An 11,343-nucleotide genomic window follows, 5' to 3' on the forward strand; every position below is an offset into this window, starting at 1 on the left:
CCTCTCTGCCGATGTGAAGGGTGTCTGCCCGCCTCATACTTAGCAATGACCGTGCCAGAGCTTGGAAAGCGGGCGATTGCGCCGTTCCGATGCTTGGCGGGGGGTGGTCCGCGGGAAAGCTGTGCAGCAATCCGCACGCCTCAGGGGGCACCCGGTCGGGGTGGCTGTGCAGGTTCCTGCACAGGGGGCAGCGAGAAGCGCGGATCGTCGGGAAACAGCTCCGCCGCCACCGCGCGCAGCCGCGCCTTCCGGTCGGGATCGGTGCCGGCGCCGAGCTCCAGCGCCACGGCGTTGGCGAGCCGCTGGGCGGAATCCGCGCCGCCGCCGACGAAGCCATCCAGCCGTTCCAGGGCGTGGCCGACGGCGACGGCGTCGGCCGCCGGGCCGGTGGCGTCGCGCACGAGCTGCCGGAAGGCCCGCTCGGCGGCCTGCCGGCGCCAGCGCTCGGGCAGCGGCGACTGCGGGTAGAGGTCGGCGAACCGCTGCGCCAGGGCGCCGACCCGCGCGAGATCGGGACCGCCATCGCCGCCGACGGCCTCCTCGACGGCCGCGGCGGTGGCCTCCTCCAGGGAACCGTGCAGGAATCCGCGCAGTGGCCCGCCGAGCGGCTCGGGCAGGGAGCGGCTCCAGGCGGCGACCGCGGCGGCGTCCGGCGTGACGCCGGCCCAGCCGGTCCACCCCCACGCCGCCAGCCCCAGCAGCCCGGCGGCCAGCAGCGCCGCCGCCGCGGCGCGCCCCGGCCGGCGCCGGGCGAAGGCCTGGGCCAGGGCGGCGGCGTCGGGCCGGCGTGCGTCGTCGCCGAGCGCGAGGGCGCGGGCCAGCACCGCCCGTTGCCGCCGCGTCAGACCGGGCAGCGACGGCGGACGGAGACCCTCGGCCTGCGCCGTGGCGGCGTCGCGCCGGCCGAAGGGGTGGCGGCCGGCCAGCACCTCGCAGGCGAGGACCGCCAGGGCGAAGACGTCGTCGGCCGCCTCCGGCGCCGCGCCGGCGAGCACCCGGGGGCTGGCGTAGGCCTGGGTGACGCCCGACAGCGGCCCGTCCTCGCCATGGTCGCGGGCCGCGCCGAAATCGAGCAGGGTCACCGCCCCATCGCGGCCGAGGAAGACGTTGGCCGGCTTGACGTCGCCGTGGACGATCCGCTCGCGGTGGGCGAAGGCGAGGGTCGCGGCGACCCGGCCGACGATCGCCGCGGCCTCGGCGAGCGGCAGCCCGCCGGTCACGGGATCCCGCGGCTGCACGCCGTCGGCGAGCCGCCGCAGGCGGGCCTGCAGGGTCTCCCCCTTGAGGCGTTCCATCACCAGGAAGGGCAGGCCGTCATGATAGGACACGCCGGCGATGGCGGTCACCGCCTTGCCGGCGAGGCCGCGCTGGCGCAGCCGGCGGACGACGCCGGCCTCGTGCTCCAGCAGGTGGGCCGCCTCCTCCCGGCCGCCGCGGTGCACCACCTTCAGGGCGACCACCGCGTCCTCGGCCCGGCGCGGCCGCGTCAGGTCGAGGGCGGCGTAGACCGCGGCGATGCCGCCCTCGGCGAGCAGCCCCTCGATCACCCAGCGCTCGGCCAGCAGCAGCCCCGGCCGCAGCCGCGGCGGAGCGCCCCGGGCGACGGGGTCCGGCCCGGCGTCGCCGGCGAGCGCCGCGAGGCGCGCGTAGAGCGCCGGCGGCAGCCGCCCGGCGGCGCGCTGGCGGGCGAGCCAGCCGCGGTAGGGCGCCGCCCGCGCCGCATCGGCGGCGAGCCAGCGGCCGAGCCCGTCGCACAGCGCCTCGGCCGGCGTGCCGCCGGCGAGAAAGGCGGCGAGCGCGGCCGACGGCGCGTGCAGGTCAACCGGGCTCGTCATCGGCGTCCGGGACCACGGGGGCGGCGGCAGGTCCGTCCGGCACCGCCGCCCCGCCGGGCGCCGGCACGAACAGGCCGGCCGCCGCATCCGGCGCCGGCAGCGCCGCGGCGACGGCGAGAACCGGCGGCGCCGCCAGGGCTCCCGCCCGCCACCACAGGCTGGGGCGGCCGAAGGCCATGGCCAGGGCGGCGCCGTAGCCCGACGCCACCGGTGCGTCGGGCGCGAGGTCGAGGCGCAGCAGCCCGTCGGCCGTCCCCGCCGCCGCCGGCGGCGCGGGCAGCGGCGGCGCGGCCAGCGCCGCCACCGCCTCGACCAGCGCATCGCTCGCCAGCTTGCCGGCGAGCGCCGCCGCGGCCAGCGCCTCGGCGGCGGCGAGACGCCCCTCCCACGCCGCGGGCACCGCCGACAGGTCGGCTCCCGCGGACAGCGGAGCGGCGACGGTCAGCGGGAAGGGCCGGCCGATCCGGTCGCGGCTGGCGACCAGGACGCCGGCCATGGCCGCCGGGCCGGCGACGCCGGCCGCCACGGCGAAGCGCCAGGACGGCGCCATCAGCCAGAGGTCGTCGAACCGCTCGCCGCGCGCGTCGCGCGCGGCGCCGAGCCAGCGGGCGACCCACGCCTCCCACGGCCGGCAGAACGCGCCGTCCAGGCCGTAGCGCACGAAGTCGCCCTGGTCGGGCAGCTTGCCGCACAGGCCGAGCGGTGCCGTGCCCTCGTCCGCCAACCCCGCGCCGACGGGGTCCGCGCTGGCGGGGCCGCCATTCACCGGACCGCCGCTCACAGGGCGTTCGGGCAGGCGAAGCCGCGCAGCCCGTCGAACAGGAAGGGGTTGACGGCGCTCGCCGCCGTCATGTCGTAGACCGCCTTCAGCCCGTCGATCTGGAAGGCGATGCGGAAGCGGTTGCCGCTGGGCGCCGGCGTCACCGCGTGGCCGTCGAGCATGCGGAACCATGCCCAGCGTCCCTCGGTAGCCTGCGACACCCGCCGCCCGTCGGCGGTGACGAAGCTGATCTTCACGGAGTTGCTCCCGTCGGTCGCCGGCCACGCCAGCTTGCGGCTGCGCTGCGGGTCGTGCCGGTTGACGATGCGGGTGTTGCCGTATTCCAGCGTGAACTCCGTCACCTCGGCGTCGAGGAACACCGGATTCAGGGAGAACTCGACGCCGGGCGTCGCCTGCCCCATGCGGAAATAGAGGTCGCGGATCTGCGCCGCGCTCTGGAAGGCGCGCAGCGCGCCGGGGTCGATGGCGAGGTTCTGGCCGCCCGCCCGCGCCACCGTCCAGGGCGAGGTCTTGGTGTTGACGAACGGCGCCAGCACCTGGCCGAAGAAGGAGTCGATGGTGCCGCCCGGCTTGAAGAAGGCGCCGAAATCCTCCGGCGTCACCTCGTCGCTGGCTGTCCGCATGAAGGGATAGCGGCCGGCGATGGTCTGCTGGCACGACGCCCGCACGGTCTGGCCGTAGAGCGTGTCGACCTCGCTCAACGCCTCGCGCATCATCACCTCCCAGGTGTTCGAGGCGAGGTTGTCGAGCCACATCCGCACCGGCTGCGGCGCCAGCGCCGCCGTCTTGCGCAGGGAGGCGATGGGGTCGCTGCCGAGCGAGCGCACCAGGGTGACCGGCCGCGCGGCCCCCAGCCCCGTCGGCGCGGCCAGCGCGTCGTCGTTGCCGACCTGGCGGGTGACGTACTGCAGGGCGGCGGTGCTCGGGCTGCTCGACGACTGGATCTGCACCACCAGGCCATAGACGGCGCCGATGTCGGCCACCATGCCGTTGACCGGCGGCGAGGCACTGGCCGAGGCGGCGGTCAGCGTGTTGAGCGTGGCGAAATGCCGACGGATGGCGGTGCCCGGCCATTCCGGCAGGAGCTGCGGCTCCGCCTTGGCGGCGGCCGAGGCGGCCGCGCCGACCAGCCGGCCGAGCGCGCCCGAGGCGCCGCCCGGCGCCGGCGCCGCAGCCGCGCCGGACGACGCGCCGGCGCCGCCGGCCGCCGCCGTGGCGGTCGCGGCGGCCGGCACGGCGAACGGCGAGTCCAGGTCGGTGTTCTCGTTGATCGCCTGCAGGACCGTCACCAGCGGCGAGGCGCTGCCGCCGAAGGTGCCGAGCAGGTCGGCCGCCGTCTCGAAATCGTCGAAGACGGCGACGTCCAGCGCCTTGGTCATGCCCTCCCAGTGGGCGATGTAGTCGCGCACGTAGAGGGTCACGACCTGCTGGGTCACCTCCTTGAGCTGCTCGGGGTTGGCGGCGGCGGACTGGCCGAGCACCCACTCGTCCTCCGACAGGATGCCCATCAGCGCCGGCAGGCGGGGGGCGAAGAACTGGGTCAGGCCACGCCGCGTGTAGAGGCCGGGGATGGTCAGCCGGTCGGCGCTGCCGTGCAGCGGCCAGAAGCTGTGCTGGCCCCCCTGGCCCAGCGAGGCGATCAGGTCGAAGGGCGGCAGCGCCGCGTTGGCGGCCTCCGCCTTCAGCTGGGCGTAGATCTGCTCCGGCACGGTGATGCGGTTGAGCGCGCCGCGGGCGCGGGCGACCAGGCCCGGGTCGATGCGCTGCGGCGGCATCGGCGCGTTCGCCAGCAGGTCGTCCAGCGCCTTGGTCAGGGTGGCGAGCCGCTGCGGGTCGTAGCCGTACGTCTGTTCCCAGTCGCTGACGATCCAGCCGCGCAGGCGGTCGGGGTCCAGCTTGTCGGGCGAGCCGAGCATCAGGTAGATCTCGAGGGCCTGCTTCAGCCGGTCGAGGTTGCCGCCGCTCTCCGCCACCTGGTTGCCGATGCGTTCGGTGATGCGCGGCAGGAGTTGGCTCTGCAGCAGCCGCAGGCGCGCGTCGTCGAAGGCCGGCGCCACGCTGAGGCCGCGGTAGAGGCCGAAGCTGGAGAGCAGCGGGACGATGCTGTAGTCCGTCCCGTAGACGTCGTCCGCGCGGTCCAGCGCCTGCAGCGCCGGCGCCAGCGCCCCCGCCGCCCGCTCGGTCGGCGGCGGCATCGCCGCGTTGAACTGGCCGACCTCCGCCTCGATGGTGTCGAGGTCGGCGCGGTTGGTGGCGTAGCTCACCGACCACAGGGACGCCGCCGCCAGCACGCAGGCCACACCGGCCGCCACCCCGCCCCACTGGCGCAGCATCAGGTTGCGCTCGAGCTTCTGGTCGACGGTGGCGAGGTCGGCCTCGCGGAACACCACGTCGCTCAGCAGCCGCTTGATGAAGAAGGTGCGCGGCTCGCCGGCCGCCGCCGGCAGGGTGCGGTTCAGCCCGAAGCTGGGGCCGGACAGGCGGGCGATGCCGTCGATCGGCGTGCCTTCCTGGGTGGCGCTGTTGAAGTAGACGCCGCGCAGGATGCAGGCGGCGTCGTAGCGGCTGGGACGGGCGATCTCCGACAGCGTGTCGATCAGCGGCTCGCGCAGCAGGGCGAAGGTCTGCGGGAACGAGAAGATCAGCGCGCGGCGCGCCGGGTCGCGCTCCTCGTCGAGGCGGCGCAGCAGCGAGGCGTTGAGGCGCTGCACCAGGGCGTCGAACTGCTCGCGCGCGTCGAGCAGCAGGGCGGTGCCGCTGCCCTCGGTCTGCAGCGGGAAGGTGGTGCCGAACACCTGCTCGCGCTCGGCCTGCGGCATGTCGTCGAAGAACTCGGTGAAGCCGGCGATCATGTCCGCCTTGGTGAACATGACGTAGACCGGGATGGCGATGCCGAAGCGCTGGGTCAGCTCGTTGATGCGCGCCCGCACGGTGCGGCCGTGGAAGGCGCGCTGCTCCGGCGTCTGCGTCAGCAGGTCGGCGAGCGACAGGGCGACGACCACGCCGTTGATGGGCCGGCGCGGCCGGTGCTGCTTGAGCAGGTCGAGGAAGCCGCCCCAGGCGGCGCGGTCGAGGCTCTCGTTGCTCTCGTGCGTGGTGTAGCGCCCGGCGGTGTCGAGCAGCACCGCGCCGTCGGTGAACCACCAGTCGCAGTTGCGGGTGCCGCCGACGCCCTCCAGCGCCACCACGCCCATCTCCTTGGCCAGCGGGAAGCGCAGGCCGGAGTTGCGGACCAGGGTCGACTTGCCGGTGCCGGGCGGGCCGATCACCACGTACCACGGCATCTCGTAGACGGACATGCGCCGCCCGCCGGCGCGCGAGCTGAGCAGGGCCAGCGCCTGGGTGAAGCGCTCGGCCAGCTCCGACACCTCCTCGTTGGAGCCGATCGAGGCCAGCGACAGCAGCTCCTCGTTGCGGGCGAGCTCGTTGAGCATGCGCCGGTTGGCGCGCCGCGCCTTGATCGAGCGCATCAGCCGGCGCACCGCCAGGGTGGCGACCCACAGTCCGACCACCGCGCCGACCAGCGCCTGGCGCACGGCGGGGGCGACCAGCGGGTGCGACTCGTCCCAGCGCAGCATCGGGCCGGCCAGCCAGATCGCGGCGGCGATCAGCGCGACGAGCAGCCCTTCGAGTATCCAGCGTTTGCGTGTCATGGCGGCGGTGTTCGGCTCCGGTCCGGGCGGCGGGGCGGGCGGTCAGCGGACCGAGGCGGCGGAGGTGCGGCCGAGGGCGAGGATCTGCTCCATGATCCGCTCCTTCTCGGTGTCGAGGTGCCAGCTGAATCCCATGAAGGCGATGACCAGCACCACCGCCGTGAAGGCGGCCGTCATCCACAGCGGCACGTAGGTGGCGACGCGCCGGCGCACCGCCACCGGCCGCCAGCGCCGCGACAGCTCCTCCCGGGAATCGCCGCGCAACGGGCGCAGGGTGCGGTAGAGGTCGTGGCGCAGGGAGTCCAGCCCGTAGGCGCCGTCCTTGACGACGCCGTAGCGCCCCTCGAAGCCGAGCGCCAAAAGGATGGCGAACAGCTCCAGGGCGTCGGCGTTCTTCTCCGGCTGCTTGCGCAGCAGGTCGAGGATCTGGAAGAAGCGCTCGCCGCCCCAGGTCTCGTTCTGGAAGATCAGCAGCAGGCTGCGCGCGCTCCACACGCTGGTGCCGCCCCAGGGCGTGCGCAGCACCGCCTCGTCGATGGCGCAGCACAGCGCGTAGCGGGCCGCCGACACCTGCTCGATCGGCAGCTTGGCGGCGAGCGCGCGCTCCTCGAAGGTGCGGATCGCCGCCTCGGCGGCGCGCTGCAGCGCCTCGACGTCGGGCGGCGCGGCCGCGTGCTGCAGGCTGACCAGCAGGTCGAGCAGCGCGGCGGCGAGCCCCAGCAGCCGGTTGCCGGAGCCCGTCGCGTCGAGCGGGCTCGCCCGCATCAGGCGCGAGCCCTGGGCGGCGGTGCCCTGGGCGCCGGCCGCGGCCGCCGGGCTGACCGTCGGGGCGGCCGGCCGGGCGGCGCGGCCGGCGATCGCCGCGTCGTCGAGGGGCTGGAAGGCGGGCGGCGGCACGGCCGGGCCGGCGACGGCCGGGCCGACCTTCGGCACCACCGGGCCGGCCGCGTCGACGCGCCGCCGCGGCAGGCGCGGGATGGTCGGGTCGTCGATCCCGTCCGGGTTGAACAGCGATCCGCTCATGGTTCCGTCTCCCAGCCGCCGCTCATGTCGCCTTGATCGCCCAGAACTCCATCCGCAGCCCGGGGAACTGGCTGCCGACGTGGAAGGCGAAGCCGCCGGAGGCGAACAGGTTCTGCCAAAGCTCGCTCGCGCGATCGAGCTCGAAGTAGGTGAAGCCCGCGTGGAACGGCAGCTCCCGCGGGGCGACCGGCAGCGGCGCCAGGGCGATGCCGGGAAGCTGCAGGTTCACCAGATCGCGGATGTTCTCCACCGGCCCGATCTTGACCTGCAGCGGGAAGCCGGAGCGCACCGTCTCCGGCGGCACGTTGGCCGCCACCGCCAGGATGAGCTGGTGGTTCTTCAGCACCGTGCGGTCGGCCAGAGCCGAGACGTGGATGCCGTACTTGCCCTCCTGCAGCGGCAGCGGGATGGCGGTCTGCTGCAGCACGGCGCTGAGCTGGCGGCGCAAGGTGTCGAGCACCGGCCGGAAGGTGCCGGCGAGGTCGTCGTGGCGGTAGGTCGGGAAGTCGGGGGCGAGGCGCTCCTGGCCGACGAAGGTCGCCAGCTCCCCGGCCAGCGCCACCATGGCGCGGTAGAGCTCCTCGGGGTGCAGGCCGGGCAGGGTCGCCAGATGGGCGAACAGGGCGTTGGCCCGGTTGACCGCCTGCAGCATCAGGAAGTCGTTCAGCTCCGACAGGCCGCCGGCGCCGGGCTGGTGAAGCTGGCCGGCCAGCGAGGCGGCGCGGCTGCGCAGCAGGCCGCTCAGCTCCTTCGGGATGCCGGCGAGTCCGGGGTCGGCCGCACAGTCCAGCGCCGGCGGCAGGTAGCGCTCGTCGAGCGCCACCTCGCCGGCCGGCGTCACCGTGCGGATGCGGGCGATGCCGATGCCGACGTGGTCGTCGCGCGACTCCCGCTCCAGGCGCAGGGTCAGCCGCGGCTCGGCCACCTCGATGACCGCCGCATCGGCGGTGCTGCCGGAGGAGTCGCCGACCTCCAGCGCGCGCGCCGCGAAGCGTGCGCCCGAGGGCACCGCCGGCGCGCCGTCGAGCACCGCGTCCACCGCGCCCGGGCGCCGCAACGGCAGGCAGAGATAGACGGTCTGGTCGGCCGTCCCGGCGGGGATCCGCCGCGGCGCCGGCCCGCCCCCGCCCGCCTCGACGCTGACCGGCGTGCCGTCGGGCAGCACCAGGCGCGCCCGCGCCACGGCGACCGTGCCGAGCTTGAGGGCGGCGCGGTCGAGGGCGAGGTCGGCGATCCCCCAGGCGTAGGGTCGCAGCGCCCCGGCGCGCGCCTCCACCAGCCACTCGGTGTACCGCTCGTTCTGCTGGAAGTGCTGCGGGCGCAGGAAGATCCCTTCCTGCCACACCACCTTGCGATCGAGTCCCACGGCGCCCTCTCCCCTGCAACCCCGTCCTCTCCGGGCCCCCCGCGCGAGGCCCGGCCCCGCCCGCGTCGGACCATGTCAGACCACGTCAGAACAGCCCGTCGAGCCAGCCGCCGGTGCCGCCGTTCTGGATGTTGACCGACGACGTGCCGACGGTGACGACGTACTGGTTGGTCGCCTCCGGCACGACGTTGGTCAGCGCCCGCCAGGTCGCCCCGTCCAGCTCGCGGAAGGCGGCCAGCACGCCGAGGTAGCGGGTGGTCGGGCTGACCTCGTGGTCGACCTTGTTGGTCTTGCCCGGCAGCAGCTCGACCTCCGTGCGGCCGAGCATGGTGCCCTTCAGGCTCTGCTGGTCATTGTCGTAGATGTCGAAGAAATCGGCGGTCTTGAACACGTCGGGCTGCGACAGCTCGTAGATCCGCACCACCACCGGCGACGGCGTGCCCGCCGAGTTCGGGTTGATCTGGTCGCTGGCGGTGACCGAGATCGAGACCGCGGTGGGGTCCGGCGTGCTGCTGCACGCCCCCAGCCCGGCCGCGGCGCCGAGCGCACCGGCCAACGCGGCGGCCCGCACCGCCGTCCCAAGGGTTCGCGTCTTCATGCGACCACATCCTCCGCGGTGTCAGAGCCGGCTCCCGGGCCCGGCGAGCCGTTGTAGACCGAGCGCGCTTCCCTGACCAGTTCGAGGTAGCTCGCCGCATACCGATTCCACAGGACCGCCGGATCGTCGGTGCCCCAGCGCCGCCGCAGGGCCGCCGGCGAGAAGCGCGCCAGCACCGGGTCGAGGGGATGGTCGCGCGGCACCGCCACGGCCGGGCCGGCGGCCGGCGGCGCCACCGGCGGGGGCGACGCGGGCGGCGGGGGTGCCGCCAGGGGCGCCCGCGGCGTCTCCAGCAGCGACGCCGGATCCCATTCGTCCGGCAGGATCAGGGTCGGCGCCGCCGGCGCCGGCCGGCCGAGCAGCTCGGCCGGGTTGACCGGCGGCAGGATGCCGGCGGCGTCCGCCGCCGCCTCGTAGTCCACCTTGACGGCGAGCGCGTAGTCGCCGAGCTGCAGCGTGTCGCCGTTGTTCAGCGGCGCCGAGGCGCCGCGGCCGAGCGGCTCGTCGGCGTCGTTGAGGAAGACGCCGTTGGTGCTGGTGTCGGTGATGCGGAACCGCCCGGCCTCGAAGGCGATGACGGCGTGGCGGCCCGACAGGGTGCGCGTGGTGTCGTCGAGCACCCAGTCGTTCTCGACGGCGCGGCCGATCGTCCCGCCCTGCGGCCCGAAGACCTTGGTCGCGTTGCCGCCGAGCAGGGCGCGCTGGTAGCTCGTGATCGATAGATGAAGCTTCATGAACCTCGACCGCTCCCCCGTCCCGCGGACGTTTACCAATACACGGTAGGTTTTAATGGTTCGTTTACGATGCTGCCGGCCGTACGCGTCTGTCCGGCCAAGCGGAAACCAGGCCGCTGGCCTGTCGGCGGCGCCGCGTTCGACTGCGTTCGAGCGGGCGCGTACGGGGCATGTCTTGCGAGGATTGGCGTCGGGGGTCGCGTTTGATTCCCTCTCCCCCCTGGGGCTAATGAAGCCAAATGCGATGACCGTGGCGACCTCCCGGCGCTCCATTGCCGCCGGTGCGCGCCTGTGGCACGCTCGGCGGCATCGCCGACCCTGCCTGAGCCGAGGGCCCCGCCATGGACTTCTCCACGCTGCTCGACCGCATGTCGATCCCCGAGCTGCGCACCCTGCTGGAGCAGGTGCAGACCACCCTGCGCCAGAAGCAGATCGAGCAGACCTGGGTGGTCTACCAGCCGCCGCCCTCCCTGCCCTTCTCCGGCGAGGCGGCGGAGCCGGCGGCCGCCGAGGCCCCCTGCTGCGCGCCCGGCGGCAAGTGCTGCTGACGGCGGCAGCACCCCGCTCATGACGCCGGCTCCGGCGTCAGCGTGATCGCCACCGACAGGCGCGGCCGGGCCGGGCCGGCGACGATGCCGGCCACCGGCTGGATGGCCGCGTAGCCGGCGCCCCAGGCCAGGGTGACCGTGCGCCCGGCGGGATCGCGCCGCAGGGTCGGGTCGAAGTCCACCCAGCCGCAGCCGGGAAACCAGGCGCCGAACCAGGCGTGGAACGCCGCCGCGCCGCCGCCGGCCGGCAGCGCGTAGCCGGTGACGAGGCGCGCCGCCACGCCGCGGGCGCGCAGGCAGGCCACCGCCAGGCGGGCGAAATCGAGGCAGACGCCGCGCCGGCGCTCCAGCACCGTCTCCAGGGGGGTGGCCAGGTCGGTCGCCGCGGGATCGTAGGTCAGCGCGTCGCCGAGCCGCTCCGCGAAGGCCGCCACCGCCGCCCGGTCGGGGGCCGCCTGCGGCAGCAGGCGCGCCACCCAGGACGCCAGCGCCGGTGAGGCCGGCGGGGCCGCGGCCAGCGCGGGGTGCGGCGGCTCCGGCGGCGGCGGATCGCCCGCCGCCAGGCGGACCAGGCTGGTGCCGGTGACCTGCAGCCGGCGGAAGCGCCCCTCGACGCGCAGCCGGTCGACCGCGTTGCCGAAACGGTCGCGGTGGGCGGTGCGCCGGGCCGGCGGCGGAACCGTCAGGACCTGGGCGAAGGCGAGGCGCTGGCCGCCGCCGTCGCGCGGCCGCAGCAGCGCCCGCACCCCGCAGGCCGCCACCGGCCGGTCGAAGGTGTAGACGGTGGTGTGGGTCACGCGCAGCC

General features: G+C 75.1%; 9 protein-coding genes. 1 reads left to right on the plus strand and 8 read right to left on the minus strand.

Features of this window, described 5'->3' with window-relative positions:
• Positions 1-140 precede the first annotated feature (140 nt).
• From ACSBPG_RS05095 to ACSBPG_RS05125, 7 genes are all read right to left on the minus strand, one after another.
• Positions 141-1,835 carry a serine/threonine-protein kinase gene (locus tag ACSBPG_RS05095; RefSeq protein ID WP_435536035.1) on the minus strand — a complete coding sequence of 565 codons (1,695 nt, stop codon included), beginning with the start codon at positions 1,833-1,835 and terminating at the stop codon, positions 141-143.
• Positions 1,819-2,601 carry a type VI secretion system-associated protein TagF gene (gene tagF / locus ACSBPG_RS05100; RefSeq protein ID WP_435536036.1) on the minus strand — a complete coding sequence of 261 codons (783 nt, stop codon included), beginning with the start codon at positions 2,599-2,601 and terminating at the stop codon, positions 1,819-1,821. Before tagF ends, ACSBPG_RS05095 begins: the two co-directional genes overlap by 17 nt.
• Before the next feature lie 11 nt (positions 2,602-2,612).
• On the minus strand, positions 2,613-6,269 hold the full coding sequence (gene tssM / locus ACSBPG_RS05105; protein ID WP_435536037.1) for a type VI secretion system membrane subunit TssM: 3,657 nt from the start codon (positions 6,267-6,269) through the stop codon (positions 2,613-2,615).
• A gap of 42 nt (positions 6,270-6,311) precedes the next feature.
• Positions 6,312-7,292 (minus strand): type IVB secretion system protein IcmH/DotU, encoded by a 981-nt coding sequence (gene icmH, locus ACSBPG_RS05110; RefSeq protein ID WP_435536038.1) that lies wholly within the window; start codon positions 7,290-7,292, stop codon positions 6,312-6,314.
• A gap of 22 nt (positions 7,293-7,314) precedes the next feature.
• A complete protein-coding gene (gene tssK, locus ACSBPG_RS05115; RefSeq protein WP_435536039.1) occupies positions 7,315-8,658 on the minus strand; it encodes a type VI secretion system baseplate subunit TssK in 1,344 nt (447 codons plus the stop codon).
• 85 nt (positions 8,659-8,743) lie between these two features.
• The gene (gene tssJ / locus ACSBPG_RS05120; protein WP_435536040.1) at positions 8,744-9,256 is read right to left on the minus strand and encodes a type VI secretion system lipoprotein TssJ; all 513 of its coding nucleotides are present in this window, start codon (positions 9,254-9,256) and stop codon (positions 8,744-8,746) included.
• The gene (locus ACSBPG_RS05125; protein ID WP_435536041.1) at positions 9,253-9,990 is read right to left on the minus strand and encodes a type VI secretion system-associated FHA domain protein; all 738 of its coding nucleotides are present in this window, start codon (positions 9,988-9,990) and stop codon (positions 9,253-9,255) included. Before ACSBPG_RS05125 ends, tssJ begins: the two co-directional genes overlap by 4 nt.
• 341 nt (positions 9,991-10,331) lie before the next feature.
• On the opposite strand from ACSBPG_RS05125, the gene ACSBPG_RS05130 reads away from it, so the two are divergent.
• On the plus strand, positions 10,332-10,538 hold the full coding sequence (locus ACSBPG_RS05130) for a hypothetical protein (protein WP_435536042.1): 207 nt from the start codon (positions 10,332-10,334) through the stop codon (positions 10,536-10,538).
• A 17-nt stretch (positions 10,539-10,555) separates the two neighbouring features.
• Here ACSBPG_RS05130 and ACSBPG_RS05135 read toward each other — a convergent pair whose 3' ends face one another.
• On the minus strand, positions 10,556-11,335 hold the full coding sequence (locus ACSBPG_RS05135; RefSeq protein WP_435536043.1) for a transglutaminase family protein: 780 nt from the start codon (positions 11,333-11,335) through the stop codon (positions 10,556-10,558).
• Positions 11,336-11,343: the final 8 nt, after the last annotated feature.

Origin of the sequence: Azospirillum sp. ST 5-10 (genome assembly GCF_051225715.1) — a bacterium.
Classification (GTDB): domain Bacteria; phylum Pseudomonadota; class Alphaproteobacteria; order Azospirillales; family Azospirillaceae; genus Azospirillum.

What these genes read in the sequence shown, in the direction of transcription:
- ACSBPG_RS05095 (WP_435536035.1), bottom strand. Translation starts at nt 1,835, where the DNA reads ATGACGAGCCCGGTTGACCTGCACGCGCCGTCGGCCGCGCTCGCCGCC.
- tssM (WP_435536037.1), bottom strand. Translation starts at nt 6,269, where the DNA reads ATGACACGCAAACGCTGGATACTCGAAGGGCTGCTCGTCGCGCTGATC.
- icmH (WP_435536038.1), bottom strand. Translation starts at nt 7,292, where the DNA reads ATGAGCGGATCGCTGTTCAACCCGGACGGGATCGACGACCCGACCATC.
- tssJ (WP_435536040.1), bottom strand. Translation starts at nt 9,256, where the DNA reads ATGAAGACGCGAACCCTTGGGACGGCGGTGCGGGCCGCCGCGTTGGCC.
- ACSBPG_RS05125 (WP_435536041.1), bottom strand. Translation starts at nt 9,990, where the DNA reads ATGAAGCTTCATCTATCGATCACGAGCTACCAGCGCGCCCTGCTCGGC.
- ACSBPG_RS05130 (WP_435536042.1), top strand. Translation starts at nt 10,332, where the DNA reads ATGGACTTCTCCACGCTGCTCGACCGCATGTCGATCCCCGAGCTGCGC.